Annotated in this window: 25 protein-coding genes and 1 pseudogene; 11 read left to right on the top strand and 15 right to left on the bottom strand. The window is 61.1% G+C overall.

What is annotated here, in order from left to right; translation table 11 throughout:
• Positions 1 to 50: 50 nt before the first annotated feature.
• Positions 51 to 818: a TerC family protein gene (locus DLD99_RS00185; protein ID WP_114880872.1), complete on the bottom strand. Its 768-nt coding sequence runs from the start codon at positions 816 to 818 to the stop codon at positions 51 to 53.
• 70 nt (positions 819 to 888) lie between these two features.
• Positions 889 to 2196 (bottom strand): CitMHS family transporter, encoded by a 1308-nt coding sequence (locus tag DLD99_RS00180; protein WP_085733875.1) that lies wholly within the window; start codon positions 2194 to 2196, stop codon positions 889 to 891.
• Between the two features lie 324 nt (positions 2197 to 2520).
• Between DLD99_RS00180 and DLD99_RS00175 the strand changes: the two are divergent.
• Positions 2521 to 2613: pseudogene (locus DLD99_RS00175) on the top strand (GFA family protein); the annotation flags it as partial.
• Positions 2614 to 2634: 21 nt separating this feature from the next.
• Here the strand turns inward: DLD99_RS00175 and DLD99_RS00170 are convergent.
• Positions 2635 to 2961, bottom strand: a complete 327-nt coding sequence (locus tag DLD99_RS00170) for a DOPA 4,5-dioxygenase family protein (protein WP_114880871.1) — start codon at positions 2959 to 2961, stop codon at positions 2635 to 2637.
• 84 nt (positions 2962 to 3045) lie between these two features.
• On the opposite strand from DLD99_RS00170, the gene DLD99_RS00165 reads away from it, so the two are divergent.
• Entirely contained in the window at positions 3046 to 3711 is a 666-nt protein-coding gene (locus DLD99_RS00165) for an NAD(P)-dependent oxidoreductase (protein ID WP_114880870.1), read from the top strand.
• Here DLD99_RS00165 and DLD99_RS00160 read toward each other — a convergent pair whose 3' ends face one another.
• A complete protein-coding gene (locus tag DLD99_RS00160) occupies positions 3712 to 4662 on the bottom strand; it encodes a choline sulfate utilization transcriptional regulator (protein WP_114880869.1) in 951 nt (316 codons plus the stop codon).
• A gap of 114 nt (positions 4663 to 4776) precedes the next feature.
• Here DLD99_RS00160 and betC point away from each other — a divergent pair, with 114 nt between their 5' ends.
• The 3 genes from betC to DLD99_RS00145 all read left to right on the top strand — a co-directional run bounded on the left by betC (position 4777) and on the right by DLD99_RS00145 (position 8896).
• Positions 4777 to 6291: a choline-sulfatase gene (gene betC, locus DLD99_RS00155; protein WP_114880868.1), complete on the top strand. Its 1515-nt coding sequence runs from the start codon at positions 4777 to 4779 to the stop codon at positions 6289 to 6291.
• A 16-nt stretch (positions 6292 to 6307) separates the two neighbouring features.
• The gene (gene choX, locus DLD99_RS00150; protein WP_114880867.1) at positions 6308 to 7225 is read left to right on the top strand and encodes a choline ABC transporter substrate-binding protein; all 918 of its coding nucleotides are present in this window, start codon (positions 6308 to 6310) and stop codon (positions 7223 to 7225) included.
• A 102-nt stretch (positions 7226 to 7327) separates the two neighbouring features.
• Complete coding sequence (locus DLD99_RS00145) at positions 7328 to 8896, top strand: SulP family inorganic anion transporter (RefSeq protein ID WP_114880866.1); 1569 nt, start codon at positions 7328 to 7330, stop codon at positions 8894 to 8896.
• 7 nt (positions 8897 to 8903) lie between these two features.
• On the opposite strand, the gene aroE is transcribed toward DLD99_RS00145, so the two are convergent.
• Positions 8904 to 9725, bottom strand: coding sequence for a shikimate dehydrogenase (aroE, locus tag DLD99_RS00140; RefSeq protein WP_114880865.1), 822 nt, complete (start codon positions 9723 to 9725; stop codon positions 8904 to 8906).
• A 9-nt stretch (positions 9726 to 9734) separates the two neighbouring features.
• Positions 9735 to 10649 (bottom strand): oxygen-dependent coproporphyrinogen oxidase, encoded by a 915-nt coding sequence (gene hemF / locus DLD99_RS00135; protein WP_114880864.1) that lies wholly within the window; start codon positions 10647 to 10649, stop codon positions 9735 to 9737.
• 152 nt (positions 10650 to 10801) lie between these two features.
• On the opposite strand from hemF, the gene DLD99_RS00130 reads away from it, so the two are divergent.
• Positions 10802 to 11779, top strand: a complete 978-nt coding sequence (locus tag DLD99_RS00130; protein WP_114880863.1) for an NADPH:quinone reductase — start codon at positions 10802 to 10804, stop codon at positions 11777 to 11779.
• Between the two features lie 23 nt (positions 11780 to 11802).
• Here DLD99_RS00130 and DLD99_RS00125 read toward each other — a convergent pair whose 3' ends face one another.
• From DLD99_RS00125 to DLD99_RS00090, 8 genes are all read right to left on the bottom strand, one after another.
• Positions 11803 to 13101, bottom strand: coding sequence for a phenylacetate--CoA ligase family protein (locus DLD99_RS00125; protein WP_114880862.1), 1299 nt, complete (start codon positions 13099 to 13101; stop codon positions 11803 to 11805).
• Entirely contained in the window at positions 13091 to 14359 is a 1269-nt protein-coding gene (locus DLD99_RS00120; RefSeq protein WP_114880861.1) for an aminotransferase class I/II-fold pyridoxal phosphate-dependent enzyme, read from the bottom strand. Before DLD99_RS00120 ends, DLD99_RS00125 begins: the two co-directional genes overlap by 11 nt.
• Positions 14356 to 15450 carry a DUF3419 family protein gene (locus DLD99_RS00115; protein ID WP_114880860.1) on the bottom strand — a complete coding sequence of 365 codons (1095 nt, stop codon included), beginning with the start codon at positions 15448 to 15450 and terminating at the stop codon, positions 14356 to 14358. Before DLD99_RS00115 ends, DLD99_RS00120 begins: the two co-directional genes overlap by 4 nt.
• Positions 15451 to 15492: 42 nt before the next feature.
• Positions 15493 to 16227 carry an iron-containing redox enzyme family protein gene (locus DLD99_RS00110; RefSeq protein WP_114880859.1) on the bottom strand — a complete coding sequence of 245 codons (735 nt, stop codon included), beginning with the start codon at positions 16225 to 16227 and terminating at the stop codon, positions 15493 to 15495.
• Positions 16205 to 16876, bottom strand: a complete 672-nt coding sequence (locus tag DLD99_RS00105; protein WP_114880858.1) for a GNAT family N-acetyltransferase — start codon at positions 16874 to 16876, stop codon at positions 16205 to 16207. Before DLD99_RS00105 ends, DLD99_RS00110 begins: the two co-directional genes overlap by 23 nt.
• A gap of 272 nt (positions 16877 to 17148) precedes the next feature.
• Positions 17149 to 17706 (bottom strand): L-threonylcarbamoyladenylate synthase type 1 TsaC, encoded by a 558-nt coding sequence (tsaC, locus tag DLD99_RS00100; RefSeq protein ID WP_085713080.1) that lies wholly within the window; start codon positions 17704 to 17706, stop codon positions 17149 to 17151.
• 54 nt (positions 17707 to 17760) lie between these two features.
• Complete coding sequence (dprA, locus tag DLD99_RS00095; RefSeq protein WP_114880857.1) at positions 17761 to 18861, bottom strand: DNA-processing protein DprA; 1101 nt, start codon at positions 18859 to 18861, stop codon at positions 17761 to 17763.
• Positions 18862 to 18940: 79 nt separating this feature from the next.
• Positions 18941 to 19966 (bottom strand): LysM peptidoglycan-binding domain-containing protein, encoded by a 1026-nt coding sequence (locus DLD99_RS00090; protein WP_096822392.1) that lies wholly within the window; start codon positions 19964 to 19966, stop codon positions 18941 to 18943.
• Positions 19967 to 20136: 170 nt separating this feature from the next.
• Here DLD99_RS00090 and def point away from each other — a divergent pair, with 170 nt between their 5' ends.
• From def to DLD99_RS00065, 5 genes are read left to right on the top strand one after another with little or no spacing between them, the layout of a single operon-like run.
• The gene (def, locus tag DLD99_RS00085; protein ID WP_007954104.1) at positions 20137 to 20643 is read left to right on the top strand and encodes a peptide deformylase; all 507 of its coding nucleotides are present in this window, start codon (positions 20137 to 20139) and stop codon (positions 20641 to 20643) included.
• Positions 20644 to 20700: 57 nt separating this feature from the next.
• Entirely contained in the window at positions 20701 to 21660 is a 960-nt protein-coding gene (gene fmt, locus DLD99_RS00080) for a methionyl-tRNA formyltransferase (RefSeq protein ID WP_114880856.1), read from the top strand.
• Entirely contained in the window at positions 21657 to 22967 is a 1311-nt protein-coding gene (gene rsmB, locus DLD99_RS00075; protein WP_114880855.1) for a 16S rRNA (cytosine(967)-C(5))-methyltransferase RsmB, read from the top strand. Before fmt ends, rsmB begins: the two co-directional genes overlap by 4 nt.
• 22 nt (positions 22968 to 22989) lie before the next feature.
• Positions 22990 to 24366, top strand: coding sequence for a Trk system potassium transporter TrkA (gene trkA, locus DLD99_RS00070; RefSeq protein ID WP_085713086.1), 1377 nt, complete (start codon positions 22990 to 22992; stop codon positions 24364 to 24366).
• Between the two features lie 20 nt (positions 24367 to 24386).
• Positions 24387 to 24701, top strand: a complete 315-nt coding sequence (locus DLD99_RS00065; protein WP_114880854.1) for a tetratricopeptide repeat protein — start codon at positions 24387 to 24389, stop codon at positions 24699 to 24701.
• Positions 24702 to 24752: 51 nt separating this feature from the next.
• On the opposite strand, the gene DLD99_RS00060 is transcribed toward DLD99_RS00065, so the two are convergent.
• Positions 24753 to 25640 carry a lysophospholipid acyltransferase gene (locus DLD99_RS00060; RefSeq protein ID WP_085713088.1) on the bottom strand — a complete coding sequence of 296 codons (888 nt, stop codon included), beginning with the start codon at positions 25638 to 25640 and terminating at the stop codon, positions 24753 to 24755.
• Between the last annotated feature and the right edge of the window lie 30 nt (positions 25641 to 25670).

Genomic DNA, 25670 nt, shown 5'->3' with positions numbered 1-25670 from the left:
CCATGAAAAAAGGGCCCGAAGGCCCTTTGATCATCAGCGCAGCGTTCCGGTTACTGACCCGGAACATCCTTGCGCAGTTTCACCGGATCCTGCTGTTTCTTCTTTTTTGCCATCGCGGTGCGCAGCTTGATGTTGATGGCCTCGACCGCCAGCGAGAAGCCCATGGCGAAGTAGACGTAGCCTTTCGGTACGTGCACGTCGAACGCTTCGGCGATCAGCACGGTGCCGACCACCAGCAGGAACGACAGCGCGAGCATTTTCAGCGACGGGTGCTTGTCGATGAACTCGCTGATCTTGCCCGAGGCCGCCATCATCACCAGCACCGCCACGATAATTGCCGCCACCATCACCGGCACATGGGACACCATGCCGACGGCGGTGATGACCGAGTCCAGCGAGAACACGATGTCGATGATCGCGATCTGGATGATGGTGTAGAGGAAGTTGCCGCCCTTGCCGCCGGGCGTCTCGTCGCTTTCGTCTTCACCTTCCAGCGCGTGGTACATCTCCTGAGAGCTTTTCCACAGCAGGAACAGGCCACCGAAGAACAGAATCAGGTCACGCCCGGAAATACCCTGGCCGAACACCACGAACAGGTCAGCGGTGAGGCGCATGACCCAGGTGATCGACAGCAGCAACAGGATCCGCGTGATCATGGCCAGGCCAAGACCGAAGATCCGGGTGCGCTGCTGCATGTGTTTGGGCATGCGGCTGACCAGGATCGAAATCATGATGATGTTATCGATGCCCAGGACGATTTCCAGGGCGGTCAGGGTGAAGAAGGCAACCCAGATCTCAGGGTTGGTCAGCCATTCCATGTGTATTCCTTTGAGCGTGTGTTAAACCAGGACGCCAGCAAGCAGCTGGCGTTCTGGTGAGTTGATGCCGTTACAAAGTGCTGAACAGCGGGAAAGTCCCCAACAGCAAGGCTGCGGCCAGTATGCACAGGCAGACCAGCACTGCCCACTTCAGGGTGAAACGCTGGTGATCGCCGAACTCGATCCCGGCCAGTGCCACCAGCAGGTAGGTCGACGGCACCAGCGGGCTCAGCAGGTGAACCGGCTGGCCAACGATCGAGGCGCGGGCCATTTCCACGGCGGTGATGCCGTAATGGCTGGCCGCTTCCGACAGCACCGGCAGCACACCGTAGTAGAACGCGTCGTTCGACATGAAGAACGTGAACGGCATGCTCACCAGCGCGGTAATCACCGCCAGGTACGGACCGAGGAAATCAGGGATCACCGCCAGCAGGCTTTTCGACATGGCATCGACCATGCCGGTGCCCGACAGGATACCGGTGAAGATGCCCGCCGCGAAGATCAGACTGACCACCGACAGCACGCTGCCGGCGTGAGCCGCGACGCGATCCTTCTGCTGTTGCAGGCAAGGGTAGTTGACGATCATTGCAATACTGAACGCCACCATGAACAGCACCGGCAGCGGCAGCAGGCCGGCGATCAGGGTGCACATCAGCGCCAGGGTCAGCAGGCCGTTGAACCAGATCAGCTTCGGACGGCGGGCATCCGGGAACTGCGACACGCTGATTTCGCTGTGATCGATCTCGTCGCCGATCAGGTGCAGTTCACCCAGACGCGCACGTTCACGTTTACCGTAGAAGTAGGCAATGATCAGGATCGCCACCACACCGGCAGCCATCGCCGGGATCATCGGCACGAAGATGTCCGACGGGTCGACGTGCAGCGCACTGGCGGCACGGGCGGTCGGGCCGCCCCACGGGGTCATGTTCATCACGCCGCCGGCGAGGATGATCAGGCCGGCCATGATCCGCGGGCTCATGCCGATGCGGCTGTACAGCGGCAGCATGGCGGCCACGCAGATCATGTAAGTGGTCGCGCCGTCACCATCGAGGGAAACGACGAGCGCCAGTACGGCCGTGCCGACCGAAACTTTCAGCGGGTCGCCCTTGACCAGTTTGAGGATCTTGCGCACGGCCGGGTCGAACAGGCCGGAGTCGATCATCAGGGCGAAATACAGAATGGCGAACATCAGCATCACGCCGGTCGGCGCAAGCTTGGTAATACCTTCGAGCATCATCGGGCCGATCTTCGGGGCGAAGCCACCGAACAGGGCGAACAGGATCGGGATGATGATCAGGGCGATCAGCGCGGACAGGCGCTTGGTCATGATCAGGAACATGAACGTGATGACCATGGCGAAGCCAAGGAAAGTCAGCATGGGAATACTCCAGGCGTAGCGCGGCTAGGTAGGTGAGCGGATCGGGCGGGATCAGCGCAGAACGGGAAGCACGAGACGTACGGGCGGAGTTGGAGCGAGGAGGCGGGCTACAGAGGACATCAGAATCACCATTGTTGTTGTTAATTGGGCCTGACGCGGGAGCAATCACACGCGTTGGCCAACCGGTCTGTTGCCGGTAGTGGCGGCGATCCTAATGGGGCAACCTTTCAGCCAGCTTTCGCAGGTGAAAGCTTCGATGCGAACGGCCAACCGACCGTCGGATGCGACTGGAGTCAATGAACACGGGAACGGGAGGGCAGGGTGATGAATGAATTGCACAGCGGCGGCTGCCATTGCGGACATATCCGCTATCAGTTCAGCGGAGCGTTGCGCGACATTGCCCATTGCCACTTCTCGACCAGTAAAGAAACGCCCTGATCAAAAAACAGACAGATCCAGCGGCCGCATCGCGCCCATCCAGATCGCGTGCTCGGTGTGGTCAAGCAAGTCATCGCCGGTGTCCGGGTGCAGGAACACCACCAACCCCTTGCGATTGAGTGCCAGCCACGGCAGCACGTCGCCGATCAGCTCCGGGCCGAAGGCCAGCTGGCAGCTCCAATCCGGATGCGGGCCGACCGGGCGTTCGTGCACACGGCCCATCTTCAACGGGAATAATTGCGCGGCCTGCTCACACAGCGCCCGCGCCTGTTCGATGGTGCTGGCGTCGTAATAAACGTGGGCGTGATAACCCTTGATCGTCTGCATCGCAAACCCTCTGAATCGGTTCGAACCCTTGGCGCTGGCCGTATGTCACACGCCATACAAGGGAAAACAAAAGGGACCTCAGCCATGAAAAATGCCGAAACCCCGGTGGTGAAAGTGGTGCTCTATGGTGCCATGAGTAGCCTGGGCAGTGCGTTGATGGCTGAACTGCTGCGCCGCCAGCACGAAGTCATCGCCATTCTCGACGACCTGACCGCCCTGGCGCCACGTCCTGGCCTGCGCACCAAAAGCGGCGATCTGTTCGATGCCGAACGGGTCAACCAGAGTGTGGCCGGCAGCTCGGCGGTGATTTGCCTGCTCGATGCGCCGGGCCTGCCGTTCAGCAGCGATCATGTGGAAAAGTCCGTGGTGCTCGGGCCGGTGGAACAGGTGCTGGCGGTCGATGCGCTGATCGATGGCCTGCAAGCGGCGCACGTGTCGCGGCTGTTTGTCGTGGGGGATTTCGCGCTGCTGGACGAGCCGGATCTGGATGATCGCCTGCAACGCCACGCCGCCGAGGAAATCCGCGAAGCCCTGCAAGGCAGCCCGTTGCACTGGACGCTGGTCAACGCGCCACGCGGAGTGGCGGGGCTGACCATCGAGCATTTCAACCAGGTCGGCGGCACGCTGGAACCGGGCCTGGCCGAGCCGCTGGAGCGTCTTCATCGGGTAGCGGTCGGGATGGCCGATGAGCTGCGGTTGAATCTGCATGTGGGCGAACACGTGAGTTTTGTTGCGGCGTCGGACGGCTGATTACACCGCGATTGAAGGCAACTCCATTCCCGTCAGCGACTGCGCGCTGCTGGCCTGTTCGGCCATCAACCAATCGACAAATTGTTGAATCAACGCCCCACGCCGCTTGCGCTGCGGCAGCACCACGTAATAGCCGAGGCGGGAGAGGGTGGTTTCGGCAATCGGCCGGCACAACAACCCCTGGGCCAGCAAGTTATCCACAAGGTGCCGCCAGCCGATGGCCACACCCTGACCGCCAATCGCCGCTTGAATCAGCAAGGTGTAGTTGTCGAAGCGCAGTTGGCCCGGAGCGGGCGGCGTGTTGATGCCAAGTTCGCGGAACAGACCGCTCCAGTCGAACCAGTTGCTGCTGTTCTCACCGCGCAAGTGCAGCAGCGGAAACTCCAGCAGCGCCTGAGGCGGCAAGGGCCGGGCGCGATCCTTGAGCAATTGCGGGCTGCACACCGGGAACACTTCTTCGCTGAACAGCCAATGACTTTCGCCCTGTTTGAAGCGACCGTCGCCAAACAGCACGGCAACGTCGATATCCGGCCGGAGCATGTTGTGATTGCGCTCGCTGGTGACCAGGCTGACATCCACCTGTGGATTGGCTTCGTGAAAACGATGCAGACGTGGCATCAGCCAGTACGCAGCGAAGGCGAAATCGGTGGCGACCTGCAGCACTTCATGTTGCTGTTGTGCGCTGATCGCGCCCAATCCTGCGTCGATATTCTGCAAACCGAGGGTGACTTGCTCGAAAAGGATCGAACCGACTTCGGTCAGCTCGATACCTCGGTAGATCCGGTCGAACAGCCGTGTTCCGAGCTGCTCCTCCAGCCGTTTGATCTGCTGGCTGATGGCCGGTTGAGTGGTGCCGAGTTCCACCGCTGCGGCGGTAAAACTGCGATGACGGGCAGCCGCCTCGAAGGCGCGCAGCAGGTCCAGCGACAAACCACCGAGAGCTTCATACATAAGCTGTGCTTATCCTAGTCATTGTCCGGCGCGGGCTTTACCGGAGATTGCGTGGAATCCATGCTCGATCGCAGCAATGTCGCATAAATATTCACTATGGAATGCCGCGATCACATGAAGCGCAAGAACATTCTCTTCATCATGGCCGATCAAATGGCCGCGCCAATGTTGCCGTTCTACGGCCCGTCGCCGATCAAACTGCCGAATCTCAGTCGCCTCGCCGAACAAGGCGTGGTATTCGATGCCGCGTATTGCAACAGCCCGCTGTGCGCGCCGTCGCGATTCACCCTGGTGAGCGGCCAGTTGCCGAGCAAGATCGGCGCCTACGACAACGCCGCCGATTTCCCCGCCGACATTCCCACCTACGCCCATTATCTGCGGCGCCTCGGTTACCGCACTGCGCTGTCGGGCAAGATGCACTTCTGCGGGCCGGATCAACTGCACGGCTATGAAGAGCGCCTGACCAGCGACATCTACCCGGCCGACTACGGCTGGGCGGTGAACTGGGACGAGCCGGACGTGCGGCCGAGCTGGTACCACAACATGTCCTCGGTGTTGCAGGCCGGACCGTGCGTGCGCACCAACCAGCTCGACTTCGACGAAGAGGTGGTGTTCAAGGCGCAGCAATACCTGTTCGACCACATTCGTGAGGACGGCGACCAGCCGTTCTGCCTGACGGTGTCGATGACTCACCCACACGACCCGTACACGATTCCCAAGGCGTTCTGGGATTTGTACGACGATGCGGATATACCGCTTCCCACAACACCGGACCAGCATTCGCTCGATCCGCATTCCCAGCGTTTGCTCAAGGTTTACGACCTGTGGGACAAGCCGCTGCCTGTGGATAAGATCCGCGATGCTCGCCGGGCGTATTTCGGCGCGTGCAGCTATATCGACGCCAACGTCGGCAAACTCCTGCAAACCCTCGAAGATACCGGGCTGATCGATGACACCATCATCGTGTTCTCTGGCGACCACGGCGACATGCTTGGGGAAAAAGGCCTCTGGTACAAAATGCACTGGTTCGAGATGGCAGCGCGGGTGCCCCTGTTGATAAGTGCACCCGGTCAGTTCAAATCCGGCCGCGTCAGCGCTGCTGTGTCCACCGCCGATTTGCTGCCGACCTTCGTGGAACTGGCCGGCGGCAGCCTGGAACCGAACCTGCCACTGGACGGCCGCTCGCTGGTGTCGCACCTGCAAGGGCAGGGCGGTCACGACGAAGTGTTCGGCGAATACATGGCCGAAGGCACCGTCAGCCCGCTGATGATGATCCGGCGTGGCGCCTACAAATTTATCTACAGCGAAACCGACCCTTGCCTACTCTTCGATGTGGATAACGATCCACGGGAGCAGGAAGAACTCAGCCAGTCACCGCAACATCGCCAGCTGTTCGACGATTTTCTCGCCGAAGCACGGGCCAAATGGGACATTCCGGCGATTCACCGCGAGGTGCTCGAAAGCCAGCGGCGCCGGCGCTTCGTTGCCGAAGCGCTGACCATCGGCAAGCTGAAGAGCTGGGATCACCAGCCGCTGGTGGACGCCAGTCAGCAGTACATGCGCAACCACATCGACCTCGATGACCTGGAGCGCAAAGCCCGTTATCCACAACCCTGCCAAAACCAATAACGTTAAGGGGAAGTCCATGGTCAAGTTATCCACAGTCGTGACGATCAGCCTGCTGGCACTGGGCAGCGCGTCCGCGTTCGCCGAGAGCTGCGACACGGTGAAAATGGCCGATCCCGGCTGGAGCGACATCGCCGCGACCAACGCCATCACCGGGTTTCTGCTGGACGGCATGGGCTACAAGGCCAAGGTCGACACCCTCGCGGTGCCGATCACCTTCGGCGGCTTGAAGGATGGCCAGGTCGACGTGTTCCTCGGCAACTGGATGCCGGCGCAGCAGGGCTTCTACGACAAGTTCGTGGCCACCGGTGACGTCACGCAACTGGCGAAGAACCTCGACGGCACCGAATTCACCCTGGCCGTGCCGGACTACGTATGGGACGCGGGTGTGCATAACTTTGCCGACCTGAACAAATTCGCCGACAAGTTCGACCGCAAGATCTACGGCATCGGCTCCGGCGCGCCGGCGAACATCTCGCTGCAAGAGATCATCAAGAAGAACGACTTCGACATGGGTCAGTGGAAGCTGATCGAGTCCAGCGAACAGGCGATGCTTGCCGAAGTCTCGCGGGCAGTGAAGAAACAGAAATTCGTCACCTTCCTCGGCTGGACCCCGCACCCGATGAACGTGCAGCTGAAAATGCATTACCTCAAGGGTGGCGAGAAATACTTCGGCGACACGGGTAGCGTCTACACCCTGACCCGCAAGGGCTACGCCGAGGCCTGTCCGAATGTGGGTAAATTGCTGACCAATCTTTCGTTCACTCAGGAGATGGAGAACAGCATCATGGCCGAGGTGGTGAACAAGAAGGTCAGCAATGCGGATGCGGTGAAGGCTTGGATCAAGGCGAATCCGGCGGTGCTGGATAAGTGGCTTGATGGGGTGAAAACCGTGGACGGCAAAGATGCGTTGCCGGCGGTTAAAGCCAAACTGTAACTGCACGGGCTGATCGTTCCCACGCTCTGCGTGGGAATGCCGCCATGGGCGCTCCGCGTCCCGAGCTGCGTACAATGCGCAAAATTTCACCCGAGAGGACCCATGGCCTTCCCCAGCCGCCGCTCACTGTTCCCCTTCCTGGCCTGGCTGCCCCGGCAGACCCGCGCCAGCGTCGGGCGGGACCTGGTCGTCGGCCTTAGCGGTGCGATTCTCGCGTTGCCGCAGTCGATTGCCTACGCCCTGATCGCCGGACTCCCCCCCGAGTACGGCCTCTATGCCGCAATCATCCCGGTACTGATCGCCTGCCTTTGGGGCTCGTCGTGGCATCTGATCTGCGGCCCGACCGCTGCCATTTCGATTGTGCTGTTCGCCAGTGTCAGCCCACTGGCCGTGCCGGCATCACAGGACTACATCACCCTGATCCTGCTGCTGACGTTCCTGGCGGGGATTTTCCAGTGGCTGCTCGGCCTGTTGCGGTTTGGCGCACTGGTGAATTTCGTCTCGCACTCGGTGGTGCTGGGGTTCACCCTCGGCGCGGCGGTGGTCATTGCCATCGGGCAATTGCCGAACCTGCTGGGGCTGGATCTGCCGGCCAAGGCCACGGCACTGGCCAGCCTGATGGACTTGCTGCGCCATCTCGGGGTTGTGGATAAACCCTCGCTCGTCCTCGGCGTCGCTACGGTGCTGGTTGGCGTATTGCTCAAACAACTGCTGCCACGCTGGCCGACGCTGTTGATGACTCTGGTGCTCGGCAGCCTGGTGGTGTGGCTGTGGCCGGCGATGTTTGGCCATGTTCACCTGGTCAGCGCTTTCGTGGGGCGCCTGCCACCGCTCAGTGGTTTGCCGCTGGATATGGATCTGGTCCTGCGTCTGCTGCCGAGCGCCGTGGCGGTGGGCATGCTCGGACTGGTCACCAGTTTGTCGATTGCCCGTTCGATTGCTGCACGTTCCCAGCAATTGCTTGATGCCAATCAGGAAGTCCGTGCCCAAGGGCTTTCCAACATCATCGGGGCGTTCTTTTCGGGATCGTTGTCCGCCGGATCGTTCACCCGTTCCGGGCTGAGTTATGAGGCCGGGGCCTGTTCACCGCTGGCCGGGGTGTTTTCGGCGTTGTGGGTGGCGCTGTTCGCGATTTTCGGCGCCGGGCTGATTGCCCATATTCCGATCCCGGCGATGGCCGGCAGCATTCTGTTGATCGCCTGGGGACTGGTGGATCATCGCGGCATTCGCGCGCTGTTGCGGGTCAGCCGGGCGGAATTTGTGGTGATGAGCCTGACCTGCGTCGCCACGTTGTTGCTGGAATTGCAGACGGCCATTTACGCCGGGGTGCTGGCTTCGCTGTTTTTCTACCTCAAGCGCACTTCGCAGCCGCGAGTGCAGCATTGGCGCGACGGCGAGGACGATGTGCTGCGGGTCGGCGGGTCGATCTTCTTCGGCGCCAGCCACTACCTGCAAGTGCGCCTGCAACGGATGCACGGCGCGCGGGTGGTGATCGAGGCGCAGCAGATCAACTTCATCGACTACTCCGGCGTGGAAATGCTCCATCAGGAAGCCCGGCGCCTGCTGCGCCAGGATCGCAGCCTGACCTTGCGTCAGGCACGACCACAGGTGGTGGAGGAGTTGCGCAAACTCGAAGGGCCGGAAAAATGCCCGATCCGCTTCGAGGACTGAAGACGCCTTACAGCGCCAGTTGTCGACGCAATTCCGCCAAAACCGGCGCCGTGTCGGGACGCACACCGCGCCATAGGAAAAAGGCTTCCGCCGCCTGTTCCGCCAGCATGCCCAAGCCATCCATCACCACACCCGCGCCGTGCTCACTGGCCCAGCGGCAGAACGCGGTCGGCTCCTTGCCGTACATCATGTCGTAGCACAGGGTCTTGCCAGCCTCGATCAGGCTTGTGGCAATCGGCGGAACGTCGCCGGTAAGGCTGGCGGAGGTGGCGTTGATGATCACGTCCACCGGCTCGCGCAGCCAGTCGTAACCGCTGGCCGACACCGGCCCGAGGTCGCAGAACAGTTCGGCCAGCAGCTCGGCCTTGTCCACCGTGCGGTTGGCGATGATCACCGAGGCCGGTTTCTCCGCCAGCAACGGCTCCAGCGCACCGCGTACCGCGCCACCGGCGCCGAGCAACAGAACGCGTTTGCCGGTGAGGCTGAATCCGGCGTTGACCGTCAGGTCCCGCACCAGCCCGGCGCCGTCGGTGTTATCGCCGAGCAAGGTGCCGTCAGCCAGTTTGCTCAGGGTGTTCACCGCGCCCGCGCGTTCGGCGCGGGCGGTCAGGCTGTTGGCCAGACGATAGGCGTCTTCCTTGAACGGCACAGTCACGTTGGCGCCGCGACCGTCCTGGAAAAACGCCGTGGCGCAGCCGGAAAAATCATCGAGCGGCGCCAGCAGGGTGCTGTAGTCGAGGCTCTGCCCGGTCTGTTCGGCGAACAGCTTGTGAATCATCGGCGACTTGCTGTGGCCGATCGGGTTACCGAAAACGACGTAACGATCCATCGGAAATCCTCAGGCCTGGGCCAGCCAGTCGCGATCTTGCAGGAAGTACTCGGTCAGGCGCGCTTCTTCGCTGCCCGGCTCGGCTTTCCAGTCGTAGGCCCAGCGCACTTGTGGCGGCAGCGACATGAGGATCGACTCGGTGCGCCCGCCCGATTGCAGGCCGAACAGGGTGCCACGGTCGTAAACCAGGTTGAACTCGACGTAGCGGCCGCGACGGAACTCCTGGAACTCGCGCTGCTTGGCGGTGAACGCGTCGTTCTTGCGGCGTTGCACGATCGGCAGGTAAGCGTCGATGTACGCATCGCCGATGGCACGCATGAAAGCGAAGCTGGTGTCGAAGTCCCACTCGTTCAGGTCGTCGAAGAACAGGCCGCCGATGCCGCGTGGTTCGTGACGATGCTTGATGTGGAAATAGGTGTCGCACCAGGCCTTGTAGCGCGGATAGACGTCCGGGCCAAACGGCGCGCAGGCCTGTTCGGCAACGCGGTGCCAGTGAATGCAGTCTTCTTCGTTGCCGTAATACGGCGTCAGGTCGAAGCCACCGCCGAACCACCAGACCGGCTCTTCACCTTCCTTTTCGGCGATGAAAAAGCGCACGTTGGCGTGGGACGTCGGCACATGCGGGTTGTGCGGGTGAATCACCAGCGACACGCCGAGGGCTTCGAAACCACGCCCGGCCAGCTCCGGCCGATGAGCGCTGGCGGACGGTGGCAGACCACTGCCGAAGACGTGGGAAAAGTTCACGCCGCCCTTTTCGATCACCGCGCCGTTCTCGATCACCCGGGTACGACCGCCACCGCCGGCCGCACGGGTCCAGGCGTCTTCGACGAAGCGCGTGCCGCCGTCTTCGGATTCCAGGGCCGCGCAGATGCGGTCTTGCAGGTCGAGCAGATAGGCCTTTACGGCGTCGGTGCGGGTCGTCATGGCTTCACCTTGGATCGGGCATCGCCCCGTGGGCGAGGGGGCGGCGCAAATGGGCGCGTAGCATACCATCGCAGGCCGGCACGCCGCAGTTGACGAAGATCAAGCAGGGGAGTTCGATAGGGGCCTTCCAAAACGTCCCAAGGAGTAGGCAGATGGCCAAGCGAATCCAGTTCCGCACCCATGGCGGCCCCGAAGTGCTCGAATACGTTGACTACCAGCCTGCCGCGCCCGGCCCGCAGCAGGTTCGCGTGAGCAACAAGGCCATCGGCCTGAACTTCATCGACACCTACTATCGCAGCGGTCTCTACGCGCCACCAGCATTGCCGTCGGGTGTGGGGGCGGAAGGCGCGGGCATCGTCGAGGCGGTGGGCAGCGCCGTCACCCGGTTCAAGGTCGGCGACCGCGTGGCCTATGGCAGCGGCCCGCTGGGCGCGTACAGCGACGTGCATGTCCTGCCCGAGGCCAATCTGGTGCACCTGCCGGACGCCATCAGCTTCGAAACCGCCGCCGGCGTGATGCTCAAGGGCCTGACCGTGCAGTACCTGCTGCGCCAGACCTATGAACTCAACGGCGGCGAAACCATTCTGTTCCACGCGGCGGCCGGCGGCGTCGGTTTGCTGGCCTGCCAATGGGCGAAAGCGCTGGGAGTGAAGCTGATCGGCACCGTCAGCTCGCCAGCGAAAGCCGAACTGGCCAAGGCCCACGGCGCCTGGGAAACCATCGATTACAGCCACGAAAACGTCGCCCAACGGGTGCTTGAATTGACCGACGGGAAAAAAGTCCCGGTGGTGTACGACGGCGTCGGCAAAGACACCTGGCCGGCCTCGCTGGACAGCGTGGCGCCTCGCGGTCTGCTGGTGAGCTTCGGCAACGCCTCGGGCGCGGTGGACGGAGTGAACCTGGGGATTCTGGCGGCGAAAGGCTCGCTGTACGTCACCCGGCCAACGCTCGCGACCTACGCCAACAACGCCGAAAACCTGCAACGCATGGCCGATGAGCTGTTCGGGATGATCACCAGCGGCAAGCTCAAGGTGGATATCAGCCAGCGTTATCCGTTGGCTGATGCGGCGAAAGCGCAGACCGAGTTGTCGGCGCGACGCACCACTGGCTCTACCGTTCTGCTGCCCTGACCACAGACTTCTCCGGCCAATCGTCATGACTTGGCCGGGGTCGGTTCCAACGTCACAAAAAACGGTGTCTTGCCGGTCAAGGTCGTTTCAAATGCCTGACGGGCAAGACGCTTCACCTCCAGCCCCAACACGCCGGGCAGCCTGAGCAATGCGCTCGCCTGCCCTTCAACCTGCAAAGCACCTTCGATGAAGGTTTGCGTGACGGCAGTCAGCCTGTCCTCGGCGATAGCCAGACGCATGTGCGCTCCACCGGGCTGTCGATCGATCTGCACCTGGACATCTGCAGTGTCCAACTCAGGCAGGATCTGCCGGAGTACGTGCAATACCTGTGACTGAGTGACGATCGCCCCACCCAGTTTGATCGATGTTTCGACCCGTCCCTCAAGGGCCAGAACCGGCATGGAGCTGCCGCAGGCACAATTCGTCACAGTGCGCTGGATTCGCCCACGATCCCCGATCCTGTAGCGAAACAGCGGCGCATGATCGGGCAGCAGGGGCGTCAGCAGAAACTCGCCTGTCTTCTCTTCTGCCACGGCCTGCAGGGTCAGGGGATCAACCACTTCGACCAGCATCGCGTCGGCATGCAAATGATAAAAACCGTGTTCAAGGTGTGCACACTGAAAGCCGATGGGACCCGTTTCCGTCGAGCTGTAGCCCAACGAGCGAATTTTCAGCTTCGGCCAATCCCGGGCCAATTGGTTGCGCAGCGTTTTACTGCAGGGTTCTCCAATGTAGTAAAGCCACCTCAGACTGCCCAACTGTTCTGAACCAACGTTTTCATGATTGAACAGCGCGGCGGCAAAGGAGGGGGTGCACATCAGCGCATCGGCCGAGTGTGACTGAATCAGCTCGGCAATGCGCTGAACACCCATCTGTGAGCCGGCGGGCAACAAGCGTGCGCCAATATGCTGGACGATGGCTGTCGCGTAATGAAACGCACCCTGCATTTCACCGGCCGTCAGGCAGTTGATGACCACCTCCGGATGCTCGTCCGTCACATCAAACATCCGTGCCCCCAGAGGCACGATCGCGGCGTTAAACGTCCAGGAATGGGTGATCTGTTTGCGATTGCCGGTGCTCCCTCCCGAGGTCAGGGTCAGTCCGCCACCGGGTGCTCGGTGCGACGCATCGCCGAGTGCGGAAAACAACTCACCGCCGAACTCGTCTTCCACTGCCAGAACCGGCAGTCGATGCAGATCAGCCAATGTCTGCACCTCCAGAATCCGGGGATACAGCGCACGGAACCACGGCAGAGAACGCGCGTGAGCCAATTTTTGTGCAAGCGCCTCGGCTGATAAATCCATCAGTGGATCATTGCTCATTAGCCCATCCTCCCTGACGAATGCCCAACTCGTCGAATCCGCTACGGACGGCACTCGCCAGAGATTCCAACTGGCGCTGACTGTGGCTCGCGCTGACGGCCAGGCGCAGAATCGCCTCGCCCTTGGCCACTACCGGAAACAGTGCGGTAGTGACCGCCATGCCCCGCCGGCGCAAATGCTGCGCCAGACAGATCGCATCTCTTTCGGCTCCGACGCGGACAAAACGAATGGGGGACTCGACCTGATGATTGCCCAGCACCGGCCCAAGCAGACCGTCGATCACGGCGATATTTCGCCACAGTGCGGCCTGCAATTGACCCAGCTCCGGCGACAGGTGGATATTCCCGGAGACAACTGCCGCGCCCACTCCGGCCATGGAAAGCGGTCCGCCAAACGTATAGGTCGAGGCGTGGCTGCGTATCAGCTCGGCATCGGCTGCCGTACGCACGGTGATCGCGCCACCGGTTGCACCGAATGCCTTGGACAGCGACGACAGAAGGATCAGCCGACCGCGCAGCCGTTCTTCTGCAGCGGCCAATGCATACCCACCCCCGGCCGCTCCGTGGATCGAGGTACCGTGGGCATCATCCGCATAGAGATAACCGTCAAAACGCTCCGCCAGTTGCAGCAGGCGGTTAACCGGATACAAACCGCGCATCGAGCCAATGCTGTCGGTCAGGATGATGGGCGAGTTACCCGCTGCGACCGCCGCCAGACACGCATCCTCCACTTGCTCCAAATCGCTGCAATCGCAGCGCTTTACCGGCCCGAACTGCCAGAGAATGCCCTGCAGCACCTGCATCGAGGCATGCGCCGCGCGGTCAACAATCCAGCAGGGACCACGCCTCAAGGGGTAGGAAGGCATCTCGCCGGAACCGAGCAGCGGCAGGCAGCCGAGATGCGCACTGCCTACGGAGTTGAAGGTAACCGTGTGTCCCTGAAATATCCGGCTCAGTTGCTCATCCAGCTCACGCATGGGAGGCAGCAGGACTCGGGTTCGCGCGGCAGCGAACTGCACGCCGAAGGCTTCGGCGGCGCTCACGGCTCCGTGAATCAAGCGTGGATCACACTCCAGCCCCAGGTAAGAACATGAGAGAAACTCCGTCAGCCGTTCGCCGCTGTCGAGTTCGATCTCCTTGCCTTCACGCTTGACCAGTTTCAGACCATTCAGCCCGGCATCGAATAACTGCTGTTGATCATCACGAGATTGCCGGACACGGTTTTTGACCCAATTGACGGTCGGTTGAAAGGTGTTCATCGGGATACCTGCATAGCGGCTGTCCGGCGATAGACCTGCACACGCCAGAGCTGGGTTTTTTCTCGTGCGATTTCTGCCTGGTACTGATGGGTGATATCGCAGAAACCTGCACAATCGGGTTGAACCACATGCAAATGGCCACGCATGACCACCCGCGCGTTTTCTGCCAGCGCCGGTGCCAGACGCTGCAGAACATGGGTACCAGCCGTTTCGGGCATGAAGGAGGGCACGTCGGACAGAGATACGAAATCGATGCCCGTTTCCCTGGCAACACAGTCGAGGATGTCAGCCTGCACAATGCGTAACTCGCACTGCTGAAGCCCCTCACGGGCACGCTGGAAAATTGCCGGATCGCACTCCAGCGGAAAGCCTTGCGGATAGCGCAGCTCACCGAAAAACAGCATTTGCAGGAAAAAGCTCTCCCGGACCACCTGAGAGGTGAACAGCCTGTGGAAAATTTCCAGATAGGCCGCACGGGAACTGATACCAAGGTTGTTGGGTGGAAATGAACCTTTGTACAACAGCGAATTGAGCACTGCTGCGTTGCCCAGCAAAGCGATCACGGCCTTCCAGCGCTTGAGCGGAAAGCGCTTTCGGTAATATTCCGTTTGTTCTTCAAGGCAGCCGTACTGAAAAATGCCCCGGCCCGCCTTGCCGGTAAACAGTCCGGCGATCTTTGCCAACCTCTTCAGGGTCTGCTCGAATGCGCCCATGTAAATTGGCGCTTCCCAGTGTCGGGACTGAAACAACCCGGACAACCAGCGACGGTCTGCGGCCGGCAAGATCAATTGCTGAAAAATGGATCGGCGCCGTGCCCTCGGACTTTCCATCCGATAGCCCATGAACTCCATGAACGACTCGTGATCGGTCTGTTCCAGCAACGCCAGACGCAACCGGGTGAACGCCAGTTGCGGCGCACTGATGTCGCTACAGGTCATGCGTAACGGGTTTGCGGCCAGCAGCGGCAACAGGCGCCCGCCGCATCCGGCAATACCCAGCACGTGTCGGGCATGCCTGGGCAGGATCGCGTACTCAAGCGCGGTGTCTTCATCCCCCAGCGTGTAGTTGAGCTGGTCGAAATAGTCAGCCATGCCTGCCTCCAGCCACCTGATATGAACATGGGCACGAGATCTTCATTGGCTGTCCAGGGCGTGGAGAAAGTCATAGCGGGGCGCCAGCCCGTTTTGCCAGGCCTCGTATTGCTCATAAACGGCCTCAAGCATGTTGCCGGTCAGGCGCAGGCTGGTTTCCATGACGGTAGCAACGGCATCCCAATCGTCCTGACGCTTGCAGGTGCGCTGCAGCATGAGTTTGATTTCGTTGAAGTGCTCGATATCGATGTCGGAATGTGCAACGAAGAACGTCAGCTGAGCCGGTTTCAGCTCCAGCGTTTCACTCAGACGGTTGATAAGTGGCGTAATGAACTGGTAGGCATTTTCTGCCCAGTAGCTATAACCCAGTCGCTGTAGCGGATTACCGGTAAAGGAAATCCAGTACAAATAGGCAATCAGTACTTCAGTCTCTGGAAGTGCAGATGGAATATCGAACACTTCATGCTTCAGACCAAGGCTCATGACATCGTGCAATGCCATCTTTTCATGACCGACTTCCTGTGCCGCATGTTCAAAACAGAACTTTGCATACACCGGATTATCTGCATGTCGCACACCCACCAATCCTTGATTTCGCGCATTGTGTGCCGTGTAGTGAAAGGTTTCGATCATGTAGATCGCATATAACGCTCTGGAAACTTCACCTTCGCGAATGGCTTTAACCAGCCGCGAATTCTCCAGAATATCGGCCCATGACTTTTCGATTCGCTCATCGAGCAGGCTCAACTGTTGGTTAAAACTGAGGGGCGCATTCATCAAGGTGCTTCTCCGATGGATTGGCGAGCAGGTGGATGGGTTGTTGAAGTGCGGCGAAAATCTGCTGCCATTGAGCTGAAAGCAGCCAGTAATCACCACGCTTGCGGTGTTCGATGTGCAGAGCGTCGGTAGTGATCGGCGTCAGGCCGAAGCGCTGGAAGAATCGCCGTTGCGGTGATCGGCAGAGGGCGGTGACGCCTTCATGACCGTGCCTGATCGCCCATTCCGTGGCAGCCGCCAGCAGGCCGTTGACCGACATCGGGAACTGATTTTGCGAGTGGCTGATCAAGCGGCTGAACTCGACATGGCGCGATAGCGCCACGGTAGGAGAAAGCTGCTGTTGCGCCAGTGATGCCCATTCGAACGGCGCAGGCGTGACTCTCAATACAGCCATGGGTCTGTCGTGCAGATACAGCAAAAAGTGAGTACTGCGCGAGGCAATTGCCAGGTGTGTTTCAAACAGTCTGGCTTTGGGTGTCAGCATGTAGTGCTGCAATCGCAGTCGAAAATGACGAGCAACAAACTGTTCAAACTCTCGAGTATCCGAGCCTGCCTCAAGAATAACGATACGATAACTTTCATAACGACTTTTCAAGGTCGCCTGTAAGGCCTGCAGACAGTCCGTTAATTGCAAATACGTGATATCCATTTCTTCTCCGCAGCCGTGAACTTGTCGAAGTTTTCTGAGCGCATTGAAATAATGAATGTTTTTAGAAAAACCGCCACTGTACGGCTTCTGAGAATAACGTCGGAAAAGTTACAACAAATGAATACTTACCGATTCATCTGACATAGAAAGGAAAAATTCAAACCGAAAAACCGGTCAGTATGTTCAGTTACATGAAGGAAAAATCGCAGGCACGCGTAGTACTCCTCGCCATGAAAGCCGAGGAGTACTCACAGAATTAACCAAGGGTAATATCAGGCCGGGCGCACAACCTTGCCGGTCGCCAGATCGCGGATCAGGCTCGGGTTCTTGCGCCCGCCGAGCATTCCGCCCAGCACCAGATCGACCTGACCACGGAAATACTGCTCGACCCGCAAGCGAGTCTTCGCCGCTGGCCGGCCTTGCGGGTTGGCCGATGTCGAAATCAACGGCCCCACCAGCGAGCACAAGTCCCGCACCTGCGGATGATCGCTGACCCGCAGCGCCACGGTGTCATGCACCCCGGTCACCCACTCCGGCAACAGGTTCTGATGTGGCACCAGCCAGGTGTTCGGCCCCGGCCAGGTACTGGCCATTCGGTCGATCCAATCCTGAGGAAAATCCTCGAACAGGAAGTCGAACTGACGAATGTTGTCGGCGACCAGGATCAACCCCTTGTCCACCGAACGGTTCTTGATCGCCAACAGGCGATCCACCGCTTCTTCATTCCATGGATCGCACCCCAGCCCCCAGACGGCTTCGGTTGGATAGGCAATCACCGCCCCGGCGCGAATCTCTCGTGCGGCTTGTTGCACACGCCAACTGTTGACCATGAAAAACTCTCCGCAAACAGGTTTCGCGCAGTTTACCGATCTTCAATGTAAAACCTAGCTTACCCGCGCAAACCAGCGACCGTTTTCGCATACGGCGCAGCCCTCCATCTCCAGTTCGGTCAATGCTGCCAGTACTTTGGGCAACGCCCAGCCACTGCTGTCGGCCAACGCCTCGCTGGTATGGGGTGCGGCGTGCAACAGCCGCAACAACGGGTTATCGGTACTTGGTGCGGTTGCGGACACCGACAGGTGCTGCCAGCCGCGCAAGGCTTCGAGAATATGTTCGATGGTTTCCACCAGCACCGCGCCATCGCGGATCAGTTGATGGCAACCGCGCGCGCCGGGGTGGTGGATCGAGCCCGGAATCGCGTACACCTCGCGCCCCTGTTCCGCCGCCAGTCGAGCGGTGATCAACGAGCCGCTGGCCACGCTGGCCTCGACCACCAGTACGCCGAGGGACAAACCGCTGATGATCCGGTTGCGCCTGGGGAAGTTGCTCGCCGTCGGTCCGGCGTCCAGTGGAAACTCCGAAATCACTGCACTGCCCGAGGCAATCATCGTGTCCGCCAGCCGCCGGTTGCGCTGTGGATAAAATTTTTCCAGACCGGTGCCCAACACACCGACGGTTTGCCCGCCGGCGTCGAGCGCGGCCTGATGCACAGCCGCATCGATGCCCAGCGCCAGGCCACTGGTGATGACGAAACCGGCCCCGGCCAGGCTGCGGGCAAACGCCGTGGCGGTGTCCATTCCCGGCCGTGAGGCGCGGCGACTCCCGACCATCGCCAGTTGCGGTTTTTCCAGGATCAGCGGGGCACCGGCAACGAACAGCAGCGGTGGCGGGTCGGCAATCTGCGCCAGCAAGGCCGGGTAATCCGGCTGGTCCCACATCAGCAAATGCTGGCCCGGGCGCTCTAGCCAGGCCAATGCGCGGCTCGCGCCGTCGCGTACTTCAGGACAACGGCGCGCTTCGGCACTTGCCACCGGCAACCCCAACGAACGCCAGGCACTGGCCGGCGCACTGATGGCCTTGGAGGCGGAGCCGAACGCTTCGAGCAATCGGGCAAAACGTTTCGGGCCGATTTCCGGCAGGCGGTGCAGGCGCAAACGCGCTTCCAGTTCCGCTGGGGAAACCGGCGTACAGACAGGCATCATCATGGATCATCCTTGATCGTTATAAGCCCCGAACCTTTCGGAACAAGCTGTGGATAACTCTGTTGGTAACTTGTGAAGCCAGCTAAGGATTTCGCACCTTGTCCAGCACCGCTAGCGAGCGCGATGCGTTCAATACCAGGCCGTAACTGAGTTTGTCGTAGGTGCGGAACACCATCAGCAATCCGGCACGTTCATCGGGGATTTTCAACGGCTGGCCGGTGATCCGGTCACGCACGGTTTCCCCTGTTTTCATCACCACCAGCACGTTGCCTTCAGCCAGCCCGTCACGTTTGCCCTTGTTCAGGGTCACCACGTCCATCGCGCCGATCTGCGTCACGCCGCGCGGAACATCGATGATCAGGCCTTTGATGTCGGTGGTGGGCGCGCTGGGCATGAAGGTCGAGTTGATGGAACGCTCTTCGCCGCTGAACAAACGGTCGCCGAGGCGCACTTCCTGGGTCGTGCGTTGCAGGGCGAGGGTGGCGACGTCGCCTTCGGTGGCGATGATCTCACCGCCGCCGATGTCGTCGGCGTTGATCCCCAGGAACTCCTTGCTCTGCGGATCGGTGTAGACCTTGCCCTGGCGGAAGATGCCGTAGACAGGCTGATTCGGATCGAAATGGCCTCGGGCGAAGATCCGGTCACCGGTGCCGCTGAGCACCCGCTCGGCATCGCCGGCAACGATGTACGGCGCCTTGTCGAAGTCCTCGACCTTATCGACGATGCGGTTGCTCAGCAGAAAACTGTTGATGGATTTGAGCGGAATGCTCGGGATCGCTTCGGCCACCGGGCTGCTGCGGATTCGTGGCGACAGCTTGATGGTGCCGCGCGACGCCCCGCGATTGAGGGTCAGGCGGGGCTGGCCGTTGACGTAACTGAGGGTCAGCGTGTCGCCCGGATAGATCAGGTTGGGGTTTTCGATCTGCGGATTGGCCCGCCACAGCTGCGGCCACTGCCAGGGTTCGCGCAAATATTTACCGGAGATGTCCCAGAGCGTATCCCCCGAAACCACCGTGTATTGCTGTGGAAAACCTTCCTTGAGTTGCACTTGCCCGTGCGCGGCGCCGGCCGAGGCCAGAAACAGCAGGGCGAGTAGTGATTTCCTCATGCGGTGAATCCCTTTATTATGTGCGTTCGCGTGAAACGCCAGAGCCCCCGTGGCTCGCTCCCTGCTCTATGCTTAAAAGCAAGGAGCTACGTTTCACAACGGTAGCCTGCATCTTCGGACCCGCCAGGCCATCGACCCGACTTTACCTCACACGTGCAGCAATCAAGCTTATGGCCATTTTGAACATCCTCGAATTTCCGGACCCGCGTCTGCGCACTATCGCCAAACCTGTGGCTGTAGTGGACGACGAAGTGCGTCAGCTGGTCGATGACATGTTTGAAACAATGTATGAAGCGCCGGGCATCGGCCTTGCCGCGACCCAGGTCAACGTGCACAAACGTATCGTCGTGATGGACCTTTCCGAAGACCGCACCGAACCGCGGGTGTTCATCAACCCCGAGTTCGAATCGCTGACCGACGAAATGGAGCAATACCAGGAAGGCTGCCTCTCGGTGCCGGGTTTCTACGAAAACGTCGACCGCCCGCAGAAGGTCAAGATCAAGGCTCTGGATCGTGACGGCAAGCCTTACGAACTGATCGCCGAAGGCCTGCTCGCCGTGTGCATCCAGCACGAATGCGACCACCTCAACGGCAAGTTGTTCGTCGATTACCTGTCCACGCTCAAACGCGACCGGATCAAGAAGAAACTGGAAAAGCAGCACCGCCAGAACGCTTGATGCCCCTCTTCAAAGGCTTGCTGCGGCAAGCCTTTTTCTTTTTATGAGACTCCCCCCATGACTGAGCCACTGCGCATCGTTTTTGCCGGCACCCCGGAATTCGCCGCCGAGCACCTCAAGGCCCTGCTGGACAGCCCTTACGAGATCGTTGCGGTCTACACCCAACCGGATCGTCCGGCCGGTCGTGGGCAAAAGCTGATGCCGAGCCCGGTCAAACAGCTCGCCCTGGAAAACAATATCCAGGTGTTGCAGCCGCCGACCCTGCGCAACGCTGACGCTCAAGCCGAGCTCGCTGCGCTCAAGCCGGACTTGATGGTGGTGGTCGCCTATGGCCTGATCCTGCCGCAAGTGGTGCTGGATATTCCGCGCCTGGGCTGCATCAACAGCCATGCCTCCCTGCTGCCACGCTGGCGCGGTGCGGCGCCGATCCAGCGCGCCGTCGAAGCAGGCGACGCCGAAAGCGGCGTGACCGTGATGCGCATGGAAGCGGGCCTGGACACCGGGCCGATGCTGCTCAAGGTCGTGACCCCGATCAGCGCCGAAGACACCGGTGGCAGCCTCCACGACCGTCTCGCCGAAATGGGCCCGCCAGCCGTCGTGCAAGCAATTGCCGGTCTGGCCGCCGGCACTCTGGAAGGCGAAGTGCAGAACGATGACCTCGCCACCTACGCGCACAAACTGAACAAGGACGAAGCACGCATCGACTGGAGTCGCCCGGCCATCGAGCTGGAACGTCTGGTCCGCGCCTTCAATCCATGGCCGATCACCCACAGCACGCTCAACGGCGAAGCGCTGAAAGTGCTGGCGGCGACACTGGCCGAAGGCAAAGGCGCACCGGGCACCATTCTCGGCGCCAGCAAGGACGGCCTGCTCGTCGCCTGTGGCGAACAGGCGCTGTGCCTGACCCGCCTGCAATTGCCCGGCGGCAAGGCGCTGAACTTCAGCGATCTGTTCAACAGCCGCCGTGAGAAGTTCGCTGTCGGCACCGTACTGGGCGCAGCGGTGGACGCGCAATGAACCCGCGTCTGGCCGCCGCCAAGGCACTTGCCGCCGTCCTCAGCGGCAAGGCTTCGCTCAACAGCTCCCTGCCGACGCAACTGGACAAGGTCGAGGATCGCGATCGCGGCTTCACCCAGGATCTGGCGTTCGGCACTGCCCGCTGGCAGCCGCGTTTGTCGGCGCTGGCGGAAAAACTGCTGCAGAAGCCGTTCAAGGCTGCCGACGCCGATGTCGAGGCGCTGTTGCTGGTGGGTCTCTATCAGTTGCTCTACACCCGCGTCCCGCCGCACGCCGCCATCGGCGAAACCGTCGGTTGCGCCGACAAGCTGAAAAAGCCGTGGGCCAAAGGTCTGCTCAACGCCGTACTGCGCAACGCCCAACGTGAACATGAGGCGATCTTCGCCGAACTGGAGCGCGATCCGGTGGTGCGCACTGCTCACCCGCGCTGGCTGCAAAAATCCCTCAAGGCCTTCTGGCCTGAGCAATGGGAAGCGATCTGCGAGGCGAACAATGCGCATCCGCCGATGATCCTGCGGGTCAACCGCCGTCATCACAGCCGCGACGCCTACCTCAGTTTGTTGACGGAAGCGGGCATCGCCGCGCAGCCGTGCACCTTCAGCCGCGACGGCATCGTCCTCGACGTAGCCGCCGACGTGCGCAGCCTGCCGGGCTTCGCCGAGGGCTGGATCAGCGTGCAGGACGAAGCCGCGCAACTGGCCGCCGACCTGCTCGACCTCGCGCCGGGCCAACGGGTACTGGACGCCTGCTGCGCCCCTGGCGGCAAGACCTGCCACATCCTCGAAGCCGAACCGGCGCTGGCCGGCGTGGTGGCGGTGGATCTGGAAGCCAAGCGTCTGGTGCGGGTGAAGGAAAACCTCGAACGCCTCGGTCTGAGCGCCGAGCTGATTGCCGCTGACGGTCGCGACACGGCCGCGTGGTGGGACGGCAAACCGTTCCAGCGCATCCTGCTCGACGCGCCGTGCTCGGCCACCGGAGTGATCCGCCGCCATCCGGACATCAAGCTGACCCGTCAGGCCGACGACATCGCCGCCCTCGCGCAACTGCAGGGCGAGTTGCTCGACGCGATGTGGAAAACCCTCGAAGTGGGCGGCATCCTGCTCTACGCCACCTGCTCGACCTTGCCGACCGAGAACACCGAAGTCATCGCCGCGTTCCTTGAACGCACGCCGGGCGCCCGGGAACTGGATCTGGCCACCGCCGCCGGGATCAAACAGCCTCATGGTCGCCAGTTGCTGGCCCAGCAGGGCGGGCATGACGGGTTCTACTACGCCAAGCTGATCAAGATCGCTGCCGCGCGCGGCTAAACGGATTCAATGGAGTGACGGGTTGAAAATCATCATCCTCGGTGCAGGGCAGGTCGGCGGTTCGCTGGCTGAACATCTGGCCAGCGAAGCCAACGACATCACCGTGGTCGACACCGATGGCGACCGTCTGCGCGACCTTGGCGACCGTCTGGATATCCGCACCGTGCAGGGCCGTGGTTCGCTGCCGACCGTACTGCGTCAGGCCGGCGCCGACGACGCCGACATGCTGGTGGCGGTGACCAACAGTGACGAAACCAACATGGTCGCCTGCCAGGTTGCCCACACCCTGTTCCACACCCCGACCAAGATTGCCCGGGTGCGCGAAGCGTCGTACCTGACCCGCGAGGAGCAACTGTTCCAGAACGAAGCGATCCCGGTGGACGTGCTGATCAGCCCCGAGCAAGTGGTCACCAACTACATCAAGCGCCTGATCCAGCATCCCGGCGCCTTGCAGGTAATCGACTTCGCCGAAGGCCAGGCGCAACTGGTGGCGGTGCGCGCCTATTACGGCGGGCCGCTGGTGGGTCAGCAACTGCGTCAGTTGCGCGAACACATGCCGAATGTGGAAACCCGGGTGGCGGCGATTTTCCGTCGTGACCGTCCGATTCTTCCTCAGGGCGACACGGTGATCGAGGCGGACGACGAAGTCTTCTTCATCGCCGCCCGTGAGAACATTCGCGCCGTGATGAGCGAAATGCGCCGCCTCGACGAAACCTACAAGCGCATCGTCATCGCCGGTGGCGGGCAGATCGGTGAGCGACTGGCCGAGGCCATCGAAAGCCGTTACCAGGTGAAGATCATCGAGATGAACCCGGCGCGTTGCCGCTACCTCTCCGATACCCTCGACAGCACCGTGGTGCTGCAGGGCAGCGCGTCGGATCGCGACCTGCTGCTGGAAGAGAACATCGCCGATGCGGACATCTTCCTGGCGCTGACCAACGATGACGAAGCCAACATCATGTCGTCGCTGCTGGCCAAGCGTCTGGGGGCGAAGAAGGTGATGACGATCATCAACAACCCGGCCTACGTCGACCTGATTCAGGGCGGCGACATCGACATCGCCATCAGTCCGCAACTGGCAACCATCGGCACCTTGCTGGCCCACGTGCGGCGGGGCGATATCGTTAGCGTGCACTCCTTGCGCCGTGGCGCGGCCGAAGCCATCGAAGCGGTGGCCCATGGTGATTCGAAGTCGAGCAAGGTCATCGGCAAGGCCATCGAAAACATCGCCCTGCCGCCGGGCACCACCATCGGCGCGATCATCCGTGATGAAGAAGTGATCATTGCCCACGACGACACGGTGATCGCCGCCGGCGACCATGTAATCCTGTTCCTTGTGGATAAAAAGCACATTCGCGATGTGGAGAAGCTGTTCCACGTGGGACTGAGTTTCTTCTGACCGACCAAGAGGCGAGACCGATGATCGAATCCCTGGAAAAAATGCTCGCCAAGGGTGTGGATAACTCATTGCTGCGCTTCGGCCTGGGCAAGGGTTATCTGGATCTGGGAGAAAACGCGAAGGCGGCCGAGCATTTCCAGCGGTGTGTCGGCTTCGATCCGAAGTATTCGGCTGCTTGGAAACTGTTGGGCAAGGCGCAACTGGCGCTGGGTGATCTGGCGGCTGCCCGGCAGGCGTGGGAACAGGGGCTGGAAGCGGCCCGGGTCCATGGCGACAAGCAGGCCGAGAAGGAAATGACGGTGTTTCTGAAGAAGCTTGAACGTCAGAAACCGTGACGGCTGTGGATAACCCGTTTTGTCAGGTTATCCACAATTGCACATCGCCGATCAGTACCAGCGCGCCTCACCCGGCGGACGCTTCTTGAAGCGTTTCATGCTCCACATGTACTGGCTCGGATAAGCCGCCACATAACGCTCGACCACCTGACTCATCGCTGCGCAGGAGGTTTCGGTGTCGGTGCTGTACATGGCTTCCGGTGCGGCTTCCAGGATCACCTTGTAGCCGGAACCGTCCGGCAGACGCAGGGCATGCAGGAACACGCCGACAGCCTTGCCGCCAGCGAGCATGTTCGGCACGAACTTGCTGGTCAGGGCCTGGGTGGCGAAGAACGGTACGAAGATCCCGGCGGATTCAGCTGGTTCCGGGTCCGCCGGAATCCCCACCTGACCGCCCTTGCGCACTTCCTTGATGACGCTGAGGATGCCTTCCTTGGTCGACGCCGCCACGCGGTTGCCCAGTTGCACCCGCTGTTTGCGCAGCAATTCATCCACAGCCTTGAGCTTCGGCGGACGGTAGAAAATGATCGGTTTGCACTGGCTGCAATAGAAGTGGTTGAGCACTTCCCAGTTGCCGAGGTGGCTGGTGATGCCGACCACGCCTTTGCCCGACGCCAGCGCATCCTTGAGGATGTCGAGGCCTTCGACTTCGCGCACCAGGTCGATGGAACGCTGGGCCGGCCAGATCCAGGCGCAGGCGCTTTCGGTCAGGGACTTGCCGATGTCTTTCAGGCTCTGGCCCACCAGACGCTCACGTTCGGCCGGGTCCATCTGTGGAAAACATTTGGCGAGGTTGATCCGCACCACATCCCGGGAACGGTTGGGGGTTTTCCACATGATCCAGCCGATCGCCGAACCCACGGCCTGCACGGCCCGCCACGGAAGCAGGGCAAACAGCCGCAGAGCGCCAACCAGCATGGCGCCTTTAAACTTTTCCACAGGTCACTCCTGATCTTGTGCTGTGCGCGA

Origin of the sequence: Pseudomonas kribbensis, from assembly GCF_003352185.1 — a bacterium.
In the GTDB taxonomy this organism is placed as follows: domain Bacteria; phylum Pseudomonadota; class Gammaproteobacteria; order Pseudomonadales; family Pseudomonadaceae; genus Aquipseudomonas; species Aquipseudomonas kribbensis.
This window is presented reverse-complemented; position numbering and strand designations above follow the sequence as displayed.